This is a genomic window from uncultured Agrococcus sp., assembly GCF_945915485.1.
Classification (GTDB): Bacteria; Actinomycetota; Actinomycetes; order Actinomycetales; family Microbacteriaceae; genus Agrococcus.
This window is the reverse complement of record NZ_CAMEFJ010000016.1, coordinates 1-15,189: the sequence shown is the minus strand read 5'-3', so window position 1 is coordinate 15,189 and position 15,189 is coordinate 1. Positions and strand designations below refer to the sequence as shown.

Genomic DNA, 15,189 nt, shown 5'->3' with positions numbered 1-15,189 from the left:
CTATGCGTATCGGTTGTCATGGATTCGTGTTCTCGGGGTCGTTCGACGAGGCGGGCATTCGCACCGCGATCGAGGGGACGCAGCGAGCTGGGTTCGATTTCATCGAGATGCCGCTCATGGATCCGTTCTCGTTCGATGAGCACGTCGCCGCGCGAGTGCTGAAGGAGACCGGCATCGAGATGACCGCATCCTTGGGGCTCACCGCAGCCACCGACCTCTCGAGCGAGGACCCCGCGACCGTGCAGCGGGGCGAGGACCTTCTGCGTCGTGCGATCGACATCGTCGCGCACGTCGGCGGCACGGACCTGTGCGGTGTGATCTACTCTGCGCTGCAGAAATACGACAGGGTCGCCTCCGATGCGAGCCGCGAGAACTCTGCCGCGGCACTGCGTCGACTGGGCGACTACGCGGCCGAGCGCAACGTGATCCTGTCGCTCGAGATCGTGAACCGCTACGAGACCAACATCATGAACACCGCCCGTGAGGGTCTGCGGTTCCTGGAACTCGTCGGCCATGACAACGTGCACCTGCACCTCGACACGTACCACATGAACATCGAGGAGTCGGGGATGTACGAGCCGGTTGCCGATCTGGGCGACGAGCTGCGCTACGTGCACATCGGCGAGAGCCACAGGGGCTATCTCGGGTCGGGTTCTGTCGATTTCGGGTCGCTGTTCCGCGCGCTGGTCTCGTCCGGTTTTGACGGGCCGGTCGTGTTCGAGTCGTTCTCCAGCACCGTGGTCGATGAGTCGCTCACGCGATCGCTCGGCATCTGGCGGAATCTGTGGGAGGACTCGGATGACCTGGCCGCGCACGCGAACCGTTTCGTGCGCGACGGTCTCCGGTCGGCCGAGACCATCCGCATGCACTGACTCGCCTCGGTGCGTGGAGCCAGCGGGTGCTGTGCCCCGGTGTTACGAAAAACTGACGAATCGGCCGATCCCCGCGAAAGACTGACCCATTCGTCAGTTTTTCGTGTTCGATCCGTTTTCGTGCGCTGTAATCGACACGGAGGTCACTCTCGCGCCCGCCGCACGTGACTGCGTGCGTGCTCGATCGCCGCATCCAGGTCGGTGAAAAGATGCTTGTGGTGCCGCAGCGCGCGCAGGACGCCGACGCTTCGCATCAGCCCCTCGTGCCTGGGCTGGATGCCCTTGATCAGCACCGTGATGCCGCGGCGCTCCAGAGCGCGGACGATCTCCGAGAGGATGTGCGCGCCCGTCGCATCCAGCAGTTCGAGCTTCGACATGCGGAGTATCACCACGACGGGCTCGCTCGTGTCATCGACCACCATGTCGTGAATGCGATCGGCCGAAGCGAAGATGATGGGTCCGTCCATGCGGATGACCGCTATGGCCTCGTCGCCCTCGACGTATGGACCCGGAACGGTTTCGAGTTCGGCGCGGGCCTGCTTGGCGAGATTCCGTACCGTGAAGAACCCCGCCACGAGGACGCCGATGCCGACCGCGATGATCAGATCGAACGAGACCGTCACGATGGCGGTGAGCACGAACGCGAGTGCATCCGCTTTCGTTGACCGCATGACCGACATGACCGTCGCGCGGCTGACCATGCGCCAGGCGGTCAGCAGCAGCACACCGCCCAGCGCGGCGAGCGGGACGAGCTCGATCGGCTTCGAGATCAGTAGGACGACGAGCAACAGCACCACAGCGTGCACGATCGCCGATACACGTGACCGGCCGCCCGAGCGGACGTTCACGGCGGTGCGAGCGATGGCTCCGGTTGCGGGCATCCCGCCGAAGAGCCCCGATCCGATGGAAGCGAGGCCCTGCCCGACGAGTTCTCGATCGGGCTGGTAGCGGCCGGTGTCGGCGAGCGTTGCCGCGACTCGTGCCGACAGCAGCGATTCGACCGCGGCAAGGGCTGCCACCGCAGCAGCGGGCCCGATGAGTGGAGCGAGGCCGTCGGGGGAGATCTCCGGGATGCTCGGCGCAGGCAACGAGTTGGGGATCGCGCCGATGATGGCCAACGGATTCGGAATGAGTACCGCGAGCACTGTCGCGATGGCGATACCGATGAGCGAGCCGGGAATCATCGGGTTGATGCGTTCGACGAGCAGCATGGACGCTATGACGATCGCCGCTGCGCCGGCGGCCCAGAGCAGATAGACCGGGTCGGCCCGCATGACGGACTCGACCGCGGCTACGATCGCGTTCGACGAGTGAGGGGCATCACCGACGCCGCCCGACTGAGCGAGCAGGGGAATCTGCTGCAGCCCGATGATGACCGCTATGCCGAGCGTGAACCCCTCGATGACGGGCCACGGGATGACACTGACCGCTCTGCCCAGCCCGATCGCGCCGCCGAGCAGCACCATGAGCCCGGCGAGGATCGCGACCGTCGCCACGGTGCCGGAACCGTGCGAGGCGACGATCGGCAGCAGGATGACGGCCATTGCGCCGGTCGGCCCGGACACCTGTACGTTCGAGCCGCCGAACACCGCCGCGACGAATCCGGCGACGATCGCGGTGACGAGTCCCTCGGCGGGGGTGAGGCCGGAGCTGACGCCGAACCCGAGCGCGAGCGGCAGCGCGACGACGCCGACGGTCACGCCCGCGACGAGGTCGCCCTTCCAACTGCGCCTGAAGTTTCGGTAGTCGCCGACCGACGGCAGCAGCTTCGCGATACGTCGGCGCATCTTGGCCAAACCGCCCCCGTGAACTGCTTTGCCCGGGCCTGCAGCGTTCTGCGTCACTGGGAGGCCCTGGAGATCTCGGGAAGATCCCTGGCGCCCTCGAGCATCACACCGCTGGAGGCGAGCGTCTCGATCAGCAGCCGTCTGGCGACCGCAAGCATCTCGGCGACATCGGGATGCGCGAGGTGGTAGAACACGTGGCTGCCCCTGCGCTCGGAGGCGACGAGCTTGTGCCTGCGGAGCACGGCAAGGTGCTGAGAGAGATGCGAGGCTTCGAGCCCGGTCTCTTCGATGAGCCGCGAAACGGTGAGCTCCCCCGACTCCGCGAGCAGTTCGAGCACCCGTATGCGCGCGGGATGCGACAGTCCCTTGAACAGGTTCGCCTTGACCTCGTAGAGCGGCCAGCGTTTATGACTTGGCAGCATGATGAATTCATCATATCGGAGGAGCACTTGGCGGTACCGACGAACCCGCACCGACTCGCTACGCTTTTCGCATGGCAGCACTGCGCATCCGCTACGTCGAGGGCGTGAACCCATCGCGCTGGTTCACGGTCTGGGAAGAACGCCACCCCGAAGCGCCTCTCGACCAGCAGCGGGTGCCCGAGTCAGAGCAGTTCGACGCAGTGATCGCGGGCGATGTCGATCTCGCGATCGTACGCGGCGAAACGACGGATGCTCGGCTCCATCGGGTGCGCCTGTTCGAGGAGCGTGCGGTCGCGGTCGCGGTGCGCGACCATCCCATCGAGGCGTTCGACGAGATCAGCCTCGCCGACCTCGACGGCGAGCACCTGCTCGATATCGACGCGCTCTCAGCAGAAGACGCCGTCGCGGTTGCCGCAACGGGAGCGGGCATAGCCATTCTGCCGATGTCGGTCGCCCGGCTGTACGGCCGCAAAGATGCCATCGCCCGCCCCGTCGTCGACGCACGCGGCTACGAAGTCGCGCTCGTATGGTTGCGCGACCGTGATGACGATGACATCCAGGACTTCGTGGGCATCACGAGAGGCAGACGCGCCACGTCATCACGGGGCAGCGACGGTGTTGATGCCGAGCCGGTCGTCGACAGACTCAAGGACCGCCCGAAGCAGCAGAAGCCGGCGGTGAAGCGTACAGCGGGCCCCTCCCGACAGCGTGGTCCGCGGCGGAAGCCCTCGCGACCCAAGCGCCGCCGATGACAGCGGTTGTCGGCAGCCGTCCGAGAAGTTATCGCTGAAAAGTGCACCGTAGCGATGGGTCGAGTGGAATATCCAGTTGGTGTCGCTGTGCAGGTCGGTTTTCAGCGCGATCTACGGTCAGCCTGCTACACGACGCGCTCGAGGAACGCGACGATGTCGGAGATCTCCTCCGGAACCACCGCGTGCTCCATGTCGTAACCGTGGGCTTCCGTGTCGAGGTGCGCGGCCATCCACTCACGGGTCAACTCTGTCGCTCGCTGCGGGATGATCGGATCATGAGTTCCCCACGCCTGGAATGCCGGGACGCGCGGCTCCAACGTCTCGAGCGCGCTGTCGCCATCGTGCGGGGCGGGGTGCGTGAACCCGCTCAACTGCACGAGGTATGCGAAGCGTTCCGGCTGCGTTCTCGCCAACTGCAGTGACATGACGCCGCCCTGCGAGAAGCCCATCAACCCGATCGAGGAGAACCCTTCGAGGTCGTCCAGCCATGCGATGACCGCAGCGACCGAAGCGTCGATCTTGGAGCGATCCTCGGCCTGGCCGATGTCGAACCAAGCGTACGCACCCGGCATGCCCGCGAGTCCGTCCTGCAGTACGAACGGCGCCCGCAGCGATGCGACCGTGAACCGCCCCGGGATGGCGGGAGCCAACGAGAACAGATCGGCTTCGTTGCTGCCGAATCCGTGCATGACCACGAGCAGCGGCGAGCCCTCTCGGCCCGTTTCCGCATCCCGCCACAGCACAGCACCGGGTTCGATCTCGACCATCGGGCCCCCTTCACTCGCATCCCATCGTGGCAGACTTCGGTGAGGCTACCGGTTCGAGGTCGGGATCAAAAAATCGGTCTATTCGGAGAGCTAACCCGTATGCAGGGTTGGCACTCGCTCCGCGACCGAGATTCTAACCCCAGCACGGCGGGCGGCGAGCCGAGAGGTTGGAGCGCCAAAAGGGCTGCGAGTCTCTGGACCCCGAGCAGCCGGGAGGCACGACGCGAGGGAACGGGAGCATTGCGGAACACGACCCCTGCGGCAGAATGGTCGCATGGCAGTGCGTACACCAGACCCCAACCCCGGCTGGCTGAGTGAAGACGACCTTTACGAGGCCAGACGCAAGCTGCCCATCCTGTACGTCGAGGCCGTGCCGATCCGTATCGACGCCGTCGGGCAGGTCACCGCGGTCGGTACGCTGTTGCGAGCGAACGACGCCGGTGAGATCACGAGGCTGATCGTGAGCGGAAGGGTCATGTACGGAGAGAGCGTGCGGGATGCGCTCGAGCGGCACCTGGAGAAGGACCTCGGCCCCATGGCCATCCCGCAGATGCCGGCGTCACCGGTGCCGTTCCAGGTCGCGGAGTATTTTCCGCTGCCGAACGGAGGGCTGTACACCGACGATCGACAGCACGCCGTCTCGCTCTGCTACGTCGTGCCAGTTGGCGGGGACTGCCTACCGCGACAGGATGCCCTCGAGCTCACCTGGCTGACACCGGAGGCCGCCGCGAGCGAGCTGATCGCAGAGGAGATGGAGGGCGGCCGCGGCTCACTGATCCGTGCTGCGCTCGCCCACCTGGGCGCCCTTCGCTAGACGCACGGCATCCGTTGGTGGCGGCAGCCGATCGCCCCACTCTGCGCCCATACGGCGACATCGTCTGATCGAGCGGAGCGCGGCGCCGTGCACGTTCGCTCTTTCGCTTGCCGACCCCACAGCAGTACGATCTGCACGTGCGTGACGAACCGGTGCAGGGGCCAGACTTCGACCCTGCCGGGCAGCTGCCGAGCGGGCCGGTCCCCACGGGGCCGCTCCCCACCGCGGATTCGGCCGACCTGGTCGATCCGTCTGCCGTCGACAGCTCGGCGCGACCGGCGAAAGCTCGCCACCGAACGTTCGCGAGCATCCTCGTGAACACGGCTTTCGCAAACGTCACGACGAGTTACCTGTGGTTCGCGATCACGTTCTGGATCTACGACGAGACGCGTAACGTCATCGCAACCGGCGTGATCGGTGGCGCTTTCATGTTGCTGATCGCGCTCACCAGCATCAGCTTCGGCACATTCGTCGATAGATTCCGCAAGCTGAGCGTGATGCGGTTCGCGGGCGGATTCACCCTCGTGATGTTCACGCTGGCGGGGATCGTGTTCTTCCTGACGTCGATCGAGGCGATGCTCGAGATTCGGCAGCCGTGGTTCTGGCTCTTCTCGATCACCGCGCTCATCGGCGCGGTCGTGGAGAACATGCGCAACGTTGCGCTCTCGACGGTCGTCACGATCCTGATCGACCCAGACACACGCGCGAACGCGAACGGCTACGTCGGCATGGTGCAGGGTCTCGCCTTCATCGTCACGAGCGTGTTCTCGGGGCTGTCGATCGGGCTGCTCGGCATGGGGCCGACCGTCATCATCGCCATTGTGCTCACCGCGATCGTGTTCTTCCACCTGCTGTTCCTGCGCATGCCGGAGGAGGTGCGCCCCGCCGCGACGGATGCCCACGGCGGCTTCGACCTCCGCGGCTCATGGCTCGCAGTCATGGCGATTCCGGGCCTCTTCGCGCTCATCATCTTCTCGACGTTCAACAACTTCGTCGGCGGCGTCTACATGGCACTACTGGATCCGTACGGCATCGAACTGTTCACGGTGCAGTGGTGGGGTGTGTGGTTCGCTGTCGCGGCAACCGGATTCCTCGTGGGAGGAGCGCTCGTCGGCAAGTTCGGGCTCGGGAAGAACCCCCTGCGAACGCTTCTGCTCGTCGTCATCGTCATGGGGCTCACCGGTGCACTGTTCTCGATTCGCGAGTGGGGATGGCTGCTCGTCGTCGGCATCTGGTTCTACATGCTGCTCGTACCGGCCATCGAGGCTGCCGAGCAGACGATCATCCAGCGAGTCGTGCCGCTCGAACGACAGGGTCGCGTGTTCGGATTCGCTGGGGCTTTCGAAGCTGCTGCCGCACCCATCACCGCGTTCCTGATCGCCCCCATCGCGGAGGCGTGGATCATCCCGTTCGCGCGTGGGGAGCGTGGAGCGCGCATCCTCGAACCGTTGCTGGGGGCGGGGGATGCCCGCGGAATCGCCCTGGTGTTCCTTGCAGCCGGTTGCATCATGGTGATCGCGGCAACCGCTGCGCTGTTCACACCCGTGTACCGCAAGGTCTCGGCGGTGTACGCACGGCAGGATGCCGGGGCTGCCGAGGGTGAGTCACTCGAGCACCCGAATCAGGAATAACGGGCACACCTCAATAGTCGGGCCGACCTGAGCTGCCGGGAGGGAAGGAATGGGAGAGAGAATGCCCTCCGGGAGGCTCCCAAAAGGCATTCTCTCTCCCATTTCTGTTGTGGAAGCCGGTCACAGCAACCGGATATCGTCGAAGTACGTCAACTGCACGAGAGGAACCGCATGACCTGGCAGCCTTCCCCTGAACGATTCGAGCGGATGGATTTTCGCCGCAGCGGCAACAGCGGGCTCAAACTCTCCCCGATCACGTTGGGGCTCTGGCAGAACTTCGGCGAGAACGCGCCGTTCGAACGCCAGCGGGAACTCGTGCGCCGAGCGGTCGACCTCGGCATCACGCACTTCGACCTCGCGAATAACTACGGCCCACCCTCCGGCTCAGCGGAGCGGCACTTCGGCCGGATGCTCGCGACCGATCTCGCCGGGATCCGCGACGACCTCGTCATCGCAACGAAGGCCGGGTGGCGGATGGACCCGGGCCCCTACCAGTTCGGCGGCAGCCGCAAGTATCTGATCTCCAGCCTCGACGCATCCTTGCAGCGGCTCGGCCTCGACTACGTCGACATCTACTACCACCACCGACCCGACCCCGAGACGCCCATCGAGGAGTCGATGCAGGCCCTCCACGACATCGTGAGAAGCGGCAAGGCGCTCTACGTCGGCATCTCGTCGTATTCGACCGCCGATACCCGCAGGGCGCACGAGATTCTCGCCGATCTCGGCACGCCCCTCACCATCCACCAGCCGTCGTACTCGATGCTGAACCGTTGGATCGAAGCCGACGGGCTCGTAGATGCCTGCGGTGAACTCGGCATCGGCATGATCGGCTTCACCCCGCTCGCGCAGGGGTTGCTGACCGGGAAGTATCTGAACGGTGTTCCCGATGATTCGCGCGCGGCACGCAGCGGTTCGACCGTGAACCCGGTAACCGTGGAGCAGTCCGTGACGGCGCTGCGGGCGCTGAACGACATCGCCGACAACCGCGGGCAGTCGCTTGCCCAGATGGCACTTGCTTGGGCGCTGCGGGATGCCAGGATGACGTCGCTCACGCTGGGTGCGTCCCGTGTCGAGCAGCTCGAGCACAACGTCGCCGCGCTCGAGAACCTCGAGTTCAGCGAGGAAGAGTTGACGCGGATCGACCGGCACGCCGAGGACGTGCAGGGTGTTGACGGCAATTGGGGAGCAGCTCGCAAGAGCACGCAGGAGCAGTGACCTCTCGCACTGCACACCGGTGATCTCACGCCGCAGACGAACCGGTGCACCTAGCCAAGTGCAGTGCCCCGCCCCGATCGTCGGCGTGACAACAGCGCTGCATCCGATACGGAGCTCGCTCGAGGTACCGGCTGATGGGCGTCAGGTGAGTCGACCGTCGGCACGCTGGAGTAATGACCGGCCGGGCTGCCTACCGTCTTGCGCGCCAGCGAATCACGAAGCGAGGATTGAACCCGCGACTCCCCGGCGCGCAGTGCACACAGCTGGCGATCCGCGTTGGCTTCCGGAAACGGAAGTGCTCGTGCCCGCGCGGGCACATCCCGACCCACTTCGCCGTCTCGCTTGCGATCTCACCGCGATGCGTGCGACCGCCGATGTAGCCGATGTCGCGCGCGACACGGCGCCAATCCGGGCCGTGGCCAGCCTTCGGCCCGGCCATCGCGTGCGCCACTTCGTGGAGGAGCGTCTGGTGGATCTCGTCGTCTTCCCACTTGCTCGCGAGGTACCGGGAGACGGTTATCGTGCGCTTCGAGTAGTTGGTCAGCCCCGCTCTGGTCTTCGCGTTGTCGAAGGCGAACGACCACGTGTCGTTCAGGTGCAGCCGGATCAACGCATCCGCCCACACCCGTACCTTCGTTAAATCGGCCATGCTCCCTCTTCGACGTCGTAACGCCGGAAGTGCTCGCGACGCCACCGCACCGACTCTACTGCTCAGCCGTTCGGCGGTTGCCCCGCATCACCCAGGTTGTGGAAAACGGCGGGCTGTGTGGCGCGCTATTGCTGCACTGCGTTTATTGCTGCTGAGCGTCGTTCTCATGGTTCTGCGAAGCGCGGGATCGGAGCAGGGATGCAGCGGTAAGCGCGACACGACGATCGCCGTCATCCGTGAGGTGCTCGAGCAAAGCCGCAGCCTCGGGGCCCCGCACCTCCGCCAGCGCAGCCGTCAGTCGCGCCCTCGCAGATTGTTCACTGCTCGTGAGCCTGTCGGCGATCGCGTCGACGACTCGCTCTTCGCAATGTCTGCGCTCGGCGAGTGCACCCAGGACGTCAGCGGCTTCGACATCGTCGCGTCCTTCGACGATGAGGTCGAGCAGAGCCGGGATTACTTGAACCTGACCGTTCCTGGCGCGGACGAGAGCCGCTCTTCCGCTGACGAACGGATCGGGATGCCCGAATCCGCGAGCCAGCGCGGCGAGCGCTCGACGGCTCCCGATCTTCTGCAACGCGAGCACGGCCCTGCGGCGCTGCTCGGCATCCCGTGCCTGCAGTGCTTCGGCGAGCGGCGGGACCGCGTCGTCGCCCATCCGCGCCAACGCCCAGTCCAGCGCACCGGCCGGGTTCGGGTCGCGCTCCTGCAGCGCAGCATCGACGAGGGGCAGAACATCCTGCTGCGCGTCACCGCCGTGCGCGAGCGCCAATCGCTGCCGGGCGGAGGCGTCTTCTGCCCCGAGGCCGCGCAGCAGCCCGATAGTGCGGAGCACGTCGGACCACTCGTCGGGGCTCGCGGCGTGCACGCGCGTCAGCCTGCGCAGCAGCCGCTCATCCCTGGCCAGGCGCTCGCGGGTGCGCTCGATAAGGGTTTCCACCATCTCGCTGGGCTGGAACGAGCGATCGTCGAGCACCTCCGCGATCTCCTGCAGTTCGAGCCCGAGCGAACGGAGCCCCTCGACATGGAACAGCCTGCGAATATCGGCTTCCGAGTACTTGCGGTACCCGCCCAGCGTCCGCTCGGATGGCCGCACGAGCCCGATCTTGTCGTAGTGGCGCAGCATTCGTGCGCTCACGCCCGACCGCTCGGATACCTCGCCGATCAGCACCGGTTCACTCCTCGACGATGCTCGGTGCTCCCAGGAGCGCGACGGTGCGCCGGGCATCCTCGATCGCGGCGTCGAAGCCTTCTTCCGGGTTCTGCATGATCTGCTCCGTTGCGGTCGCGTGGGTTCGAACGCCCTCGTCCTGCGAGTGCTTCGCGTGTTCGAGCGCGGGAGACGCCGCGTCTCCCAGTGCTGCGAACGCGCGACTGAGGCTCAACTGTACGTCACGACCCCCTCGGTTGAACTGCGTCGACAGTATCGCGGCCAGTGCAGGCACCCGCTCTCGCGGTACGATCGCGGCGGCCGCGCGCCAAGCGGCCCGTGCTACCTCGTCATCGTCGTCCTGCAGGAGTGCGGTCGTGATGGCGGGCCATGTGTCAGGGTTGCCGAGTTTGGACAGCGTGTGCAGTGCTTGACTGCGCGCCTGCGGCGTCTCCGAGTCGAGTTCGGGTAGCAGACGCTCCGTGGTCATCGCGGCGTCTTGACGGATGAGCGCCCACGTCAGCATGTCCCGTACGAAGAAATCCGGCTCCTCGGCGCACCGTGCGATCAGTACTTCGATGAACTCGGGATGCGGGTTCGTGCCGGCCGCCATGGCGGCCTGCAGACGCGAAGGCGACGCCGGTGCGTGCAGCGACGTGCGCAGAGCGGTTGCGGGGCTTTCGATGTTCTGTTCTTGGGTCATGGCGACCACCTCCGCACTCCAGTAGAAACCTTGACACCGTGTCAACGTCAAGCGTTCGGTGCGGCCGGTTGCATCGGTGGCGGATCAGCTAGCCGAAGAGCGGATGCACGGCTCGTTTCGGCGCCTCGTTCGTTTCGCGCGCGAGACGGTCGCTCGCGACGATCAGCGAGACTTCGCTCTCATCGATCAGGTGGGCCGGCGCCTCGACGTCGCGGCGCAGTGCGAGCGCGCGTGTGAAATCGGCGACGGCATCCTGCGTGCTGCCGGACTCGAAGTGGGCAATGCCACGCAGCTGCAGCGCCCGCGCCCAGAGCTCGACCAGATCGGCGCTTCTCGCTTCCTCGACGATCTTCGACGCCTCCCGCACCGCACGGTCGAAGAGCCCGCGGGCCTCGGCAACGGATGCTCTCACGAGCCGAGCCCGGAGGGCATTCTCGCGCAGACCCGAGGTGCGCGCCTGTACGACCGCAGCGGCGGCGAGCGAAGCGGATCGCTCGAACTCGCCCGTGGCGGCCAGGATGCGCGCTCGCTCGAGCAGCGACTCCAAGGACCGCGAGTCGCCGAGTTCGCGCAACCGCGATTTCGCGCGCGCGAGGTCGACCGTTGGCCGCAGCGTTGTGCGGTCGAATCCAACGACGAGCTCTTCCATGTACCCATGGTGCCTCACGCGCGGCCGGTCGTGGTCAAGCGCGCCGAACTCTTCTCGACCCCGCGCTCGACGCGCGTTATCCCTAGAGGCAGTGCCGAATCTCGGTCAATGCGAAAACTCATCGAAATAGTTGTTTCGAGTGGCCGCATTGACCAAGAAATGTCCGGGAGTCGACGAAGATGTGCTCGGTGAGAAGGGTGAGCAGCCGGCGCATCTAGACTCGTGTGATGGACAACAAGCACGCGCTCATCCGTCGCACCAGCCCTCGTCTCGCGGACGGGCTCCTGACGCACAGGGCACGTGAAGCGGTCGACATGGATCTCGCTCAGCGGCAGTGGGACGACTACGTAGCCGTGCTGCACGACAACGGCTGGCGTACGACGGAGGTCGAGCCGATCGCCGAGTGCCCCGACTCGGTCTTCGTGGAGGACACCGTGGTCGTCTACGGCGATCTAGCGGTCATCACTCGACCCGGTGCGGATGAGCGCAAGCCCGAGACAGCAGCCACGGAGCGGGCCGTGCGCGCTCTCGGATACCGCGTCGCGCACATCCAGGCTCCCGGCACGCTCGACGGCGGCGACGTGTTGAAGTCGCACGGTCGCGTGTGGGTTGGTCGAGGCGGTCGTACTAACCGCGAGGGCGTCAGGCAGCTGCGCGAACTGCTCGAGGAGTTCGGTGCCGAGACCATCGAGGTACCGATCGAGAAGGTGCTGCACCTGAAGAGCGCCGTGACCGCGCTGCCGGACGGGACGGTGCTCGGTTACCCTCCGGTTGTCGACGACCCGACAGTGTACGGCGACGCGTTCATGCCGGTGCCGGAGGAGACCGGCGCGATCGTCGTGAGCCTCGGCGGCAACAAGCTCATCATGCAGGCGTCGGCGCCCGATTCGATCGAGATCATGCGCGGCAAGGGCTATGACGTCACCGTCGTGGATGTCTCCGAGTTCGAGAAGCTCGAGGGCTGCATCACCTGTCTCTCGGTCCGCCTGCGCGGTGTCGACACGAGTTCGGCTGGCCGACCCAAGCGCTGAAAACAGCGCTACAGCGTGAGGCGGAGTGGATAATCCCTTCCGACCCACTCCTGCTTGCACTTTTCAGCGCTCAACTGCGCGGCTGAAATGCGCGCTTCTCGGGTGGCGGAGACGGGATGGCCGAGGCGTCCGTGACGACGGGAGCCCCCGAGATCAGCCGCTGCAGCTCGGCGCCTCGCACGACCTTCGATGGAAACACCTCGTGCCCCACTTCCGGCGGCAGCCCATCGACGACTTCGAACGCCGTGCCGGCGACCGCGACGACGTTGCCGAAGCGCTTGCCTTTGAGCAGCCCTGTGTCGGCGATCGCGGCCGCGTGACCGAACACGGCGTCCATCGTCGCCAGCTGGCTCTTCGCGAACGCGAGCCCCTTGCCGTCGGCGATGTTCGTGACGACCGCTCCCTGCGGTGCGAGCAGTGTGCGAATCAGGCGGTAGAACTCCATGCTCGTGACGTGCGCGGGTGTGCGGCTGCCGGCGAAGATGTCGACGATGACGAGATCCACGCTGCCGAGCAGCCCCTTCGGCAGTTTGCCCAGCGTTTCACGGGCGTCGCCGTAGCGCACCCGGATGCTCGCTCCCTTCGGCAACGGCGTCACCCTGCGGACGAGATCGACGAGCGCCGGTTCGAGCTCGAGCACCTGCTGCCTGGAGCCCGGGCGGGTGTGGTCGATGTACCGGGCTAGGCTCATGGCACCCGCGCCGAGGTGCAAGACGGTCAGCGGCCCTGGCGCTCGGCCGTCGACGACAGCGCCGATGCGTCGTGAATATTCGTACGCGAGATACTCGGGACGCTCCGGGTCGACGTGCGACTGCGGTGTTCCGTCGACAACCAGTTGCCACCCGCCATAACTCGAGTGGCGCATCTCGGCGATGAGGCCGCTCGAGAGCGTCGCGGTCAGTTCGCTCGCATCGATCACCCCGTCAGTCTGCCACTGCTGGCTGGGTGTCGCACTGTGCCATCAGCGGGAGGCGAGACGGTGGAGTCGCACGAACGGCAGAGGCGGCGAGTAGCAGCGGGGCCCGGCATCCCGCAGCCGGCTCGCGACCGTCTCCAACCGACATCGAAAGTATCTCCGTGACCGAGGAGAGCGCTCACGCGATGATCGACCCCGCGGCCCGCGGTGCCGCGATAGCCTCCCCGCTTGCTGGCAGTCGCAGTGCTCACCGAACTTCTCGGTTGCTGGGCGACGACACGCCGCAGAAACGCCTTCCCATCGCCAGGCGACCGAGAAGTTGACGGGAGCGGGAGGCGGAGGGAGGTGACGGGAGCGGGAGGCGGAGATGGAGCAACGAGCTCCAGTGTCGCGCTTGCGACTACACTGCAATCTGGCGACACAAGGCACGACACGCTCAAAATACGAGACGACACTGGACATTTGGCTCCCCGTGGGGCTAAAGTTGTAGTTTGCGCTCTCGTGTTTTTTCTTGCCTTCATATTGCGGTCGGCATCTGCGCCATTTTTGGGCGATCGAGAGCAACCGCCTGTGACGTCGACTCCGCGTAGCTATGCCTGCGCGGCACGGAGGGAAAACCATTGGCTGCTGCCACTCCTAAGTCTGGCCGGAACGCAAGCCGGCTGAGCTTTGCAAAAATTCGCGAGACCCTGACCGTTCCCGACCTTCTGGCACTGCAGACCGAGAGCTTCGAATGGCTCATCGGTGCAGATGGCTGGAGGAAGCGCCTCGAAGAGGGGCAAGCTGCGGGACGCAACGATCTGCCTACCCGCTCCGGTCTGGAGGAGATCTTCGAAGAGATCTCTCCCATCGAAGACCTGGGCGAGAAGATGCAGCTTTCGTTCTCCGAGCCCGAACTCGAAGAGCCCAAGTACTCGATCGACGAGTGCAAGGAGCGGTCGAAGACGTACGCCGCACCGCTGTACGTCGCCGCCGAGTTCATGAACCACGAGACCGGAGAGATCAAGTCTCAGACGGTCTTCATGGGCGACTTCCCGCTCATGACGGCAAAGGGTACGTTCATCATCAACGGAACCGAGCGCGTCGTCGTTTCGCAGCTCGTCCGTTCACCGGGTGTCTACTTCGAGCGCACCCCCGAGAAGAACTCCGACAAGGACCTCTTCTCCGCTCGCGTTATCCCCAGCCGCGGTGCATGGCTCGAGTTCGAGATCGACAAGCGCGATGCCGTCGGCGTTCGTATCGACCGTAAGCGCAAGCAGCCGGTCACGGTATTCCTCAAGGCGCTCGGCCTCAGCCGCAGCGACATCGAAACCGAGTTCGCCGGGTACGAGTCGGTGCTCACACAGCTCGACAAGGACACTGTCGAGACGAAGGAAGAAGCACTCCGCGACATCTACAAGCGCATCCGTCCGGGTGAGCAGGTAGCTGCCGAAGCCGCACGTGCGCTCCTCGACAACTTCTACTTCAACGCGAAGCGCTACGACCTCGCCAAGGTCGGCCGCTACAAAATCAACCGCAAGCTCGGTCTCGAAGCCCAGCTGAGCGACTCGGTGCTCTCGGTTGACGACATCGTCGCGACGATCAAGTACCTCGTTGCGCTGCACGCGGACGACACGACCTTCGAGGGCAGCCGCGGTGGCAAGCAGGTGGACATCCGCCTCGACACGGACGACATCGACCACTTCGGCAACCGTCGCATCCGCGCCGTCGGCGAGCTCATCCAGAACCAGGTCCGCACGGGTCTCGCCCGCATGGAGCGCGTCGTGCGCGAGCGTATGTCGACGCAGGACATCGAGGCGATCACGCCGCAGACCCTGATCAACGTGCGCCC

General features: G+C 65.5%; 14 protein-coding genes and 1 pseudogene. 7 read left to right on the top strand and 8 right to left on the bottom strand.

The annotated features are described in order from the left end of the window. Positions 1 to 2 precede the first annotated feature (2 nt). Positions 3 to 872, top strand: a complete 870-nt coding sequence (locus tag Q0O95_RS04755) for a sugar phosphate isomerase/epimerase (protein WP_293695934.1) — start codon at positions 3 to 5, stop codon at positions 870 to 872. 143 nt (positions 873 to 1,015) lie between these two features. Here Q0O95_RS04755 and Q0O95_RS04750 read toward each other — a convergent pair whose 3' ends face one another. Together Q0O95_RS04750 and Q0O95_RS04745 are read right to left on the bottom strand one after the other, a co-directional pair. Continuing rightward, positions 1,016 to 2,659 carry a SulP family inorganic anion transporter gene (locus Q0O95_RS04750; protein ID WP_293695933.1) on the bottom strand — a complete coding sequence of 548 codons (1,644 nt, stop codon included), beginning with the start codon at positions 2,657 to 2,659 and terminating at the stop codon, positions 1,016 to 1,018. Between the two features lie 53 nt (positions 2,660 to 2,712). Further along, positions 2,713 to 3,081, bottom strand: a complete 369-nt coding sequence (locus tag Q0O95_RS04745) for a metalloregulator ArsR/SmtB family transcription factor (protein ID WP_293695881.1) — start codon at positions 3,079 to 3,081, stop codon at positions 2,713 to 2,715. Positions 3,082 to 3,152: 71 nt separating this feature from the next. Here Q0O95_RS04745 and Q0O95_RS04740 point away from each other — a divergent pair, with 71 nt between their 5' ends. Further along, positions 3,153 to 3,833: a LysR family transcriptional regulator substrate-binding protein gene (locus Q0O95_RS04740; protein ID WP_293695879.1), complete on the top strand. Its 681-nt coding sequence runs from the start codon at positions 3,153 to 3,155 to the stop codon at positions 3,831 to 3,833. 125 nt (positions 3,834 to 3,958) lie between these two features. On the opposite strand, the gene Q0O95_RS04735 is transcribed toward Q0O95_RS04740, so the two are convergent. Beyond that, the gene (locus tag Q0O95_RS04735) at positions 3,959 to 4,600 is read right to left on the bottom strand and encodes an alpha/beta fold hydrolase (RefSeq protein WP_293695877.1); all 642 of its coding nucleotides are present in this window, start codon (positions 4,598 to 4,600) and stop codon (positions 3,959 to 3,961) included. 274 nt (positions 4,601 to 4,874) lie between these two features. Between Q0O95_RS04735 and Q0O95_RS04730 the strand changes: the two genes are divergently transcribed. The 3 genes from Q0O95_RS04730 to mgrA all read left to right on the top strand — a co-directional run bounded on the left by Q0O95_RS04730 (position 4,875) and on the right by mgrA (position 8,263). Further along, positions 4,875 to 5,414, top strand: a complete 540-nt coding sequence (locus tag Q0O95_RS04730; protein WP_293695874.1) for an NUDIX hydrolase family protein — start codon at positions 4,875 to 4,877, stop codon at positions 5,412 to 5,414. Positions 5,415 to 5,653: 239 nt separating this feature from the next. Continuing rightward, positions 5,654 to 7,045 carry an MFS transporter gene (locus Q0O95_RS04725; protein ID WP_293695932.1) on the top strand — a complete coding sequence of 464 codons (1,392 nt, stop codon included), beginning with the start codon at positions 5,654 to 5,656 and terminating at the stop codon, positions 7,043 to 7,045. 171 nt (positions 7,046 to 7,216) lie between these two features. Next, positions 7,217 to 8,263 carry an L-glyceraldehyde 3-phosphate reductase gene (gene mgrA / locus Q0O95_RS04720; RefSeq protein ID WP_293695871.1) on the top strand — a complete coding sequence of 349 codons (1,047 nt, stop codon included), beginning with the start codon at positions 7,217 to 7,219 and terminating at the stop codon, positions 8,261 to 8,263. A 190-nt stretch (positions 8,264 to 8,453) separates the two neighbouring features. Here the strand turns inward: mgrA and Q0O95_RS04715 are convergent, their stop codons facing one another. From Q0O95_RS04715 to Q0O95_RS04700, 4 genes are all read right to left on the bottom strand, one after another. After that, positions 8,454 to 8,912 carry a SprT-like domain-containing protein gene (locus Q0O95_RS04715; RefSeq protein ID WP_293695869.1) on the bottom strand — a complete coding sequence of 153 codons (459 nt, stop codon included), beginning with the start codon at positions 8,910 to 8,912 and terminating at the stop codon, positions 8,454 to 8,456. A 142-nt stretch (positions 8,913 to 9,054) separates the two neighbouring features. Next, a complete protein-coding gene (locus Q0O95_RS04710) occupies positions 9,055 to 10,080 on the bottom strand; it encodes a MerR family transcriptional regulator (RefSeq protein WP_293695868.1) in 1,026 nt (341 codons plus the stop codon). A 4-nt stretch (positions 10,081 to 10,084) separates the two neighbouring features. Continuing rightward, the gene (locus tag Q0O95_RS04705) at positions 10,085 to 10,762 is read right to left on the bottom strand and encodes a HEAT repeat domain-containing protein (RefSeq protein ID WP_293695867.1); all 678 of its coding nucleotides are present in this window, start codon (positions 10,760 to 10,762) and stop codon (positions 10,085 to 10,087) included. A gap of 88 nt (positions 10,763 to 10,850) precedes the next feature. Further along, complete coding sequence (locus Q0O95_RS04700) at positions 10,851 to 11,411, bottom strand: hypothetical protein (protein WP_293695864.1); 561 nt, start codon at positions 11,409 to 11,411, stop codon at positions 10,851 to 10,853. A gap of 227 nt (positions 11,412 to 11,638) precedes the next feature. Here Q0O95_RS04700 and ddaH point away from each other — a divergent pair, with 227 nt between their 5' ends. Beyond that, positions 11,639 to 12,442, top strand: a complete 804-nt coding sequence (gene ddaH, locus Q0O95_RS04695; RefSeq protein ID WP_293695862.1) for a dimethylargininase — start codon at positions 11,639 to 11,641, stop codon at positions 12,440 to 12,442. A gap of 70 nt (positions 12,443 to 12,512) precedes the next feature. Here the strand turns inward: ddaH and Q0O95_RS04690 are convergent, their stop codons facing one another. Further along, positions 12,513 to 13,361: a spermidine synthase gene (locus Q0O95_RS04690; protein WP_293695859.1), complete on the bottom strand. Its 849-nt coding sequence runs from the start codon at positions 13,359 to 13,361 to the stop codon at positions 12,513 to 12,515. Positions 13,362 to 13,978: 617 nt separating this feature from the next. Here Q0O95_RS04690 and Q0O95_RS04685 point away from each other — a divergent pair. Continuing rightward, positions 13,979 to 15,189: pseudogene (locus Q0O95_RS04685) on the top strand (DNA-directed RNA polymerase subunit beta); the annotation flags it as partial.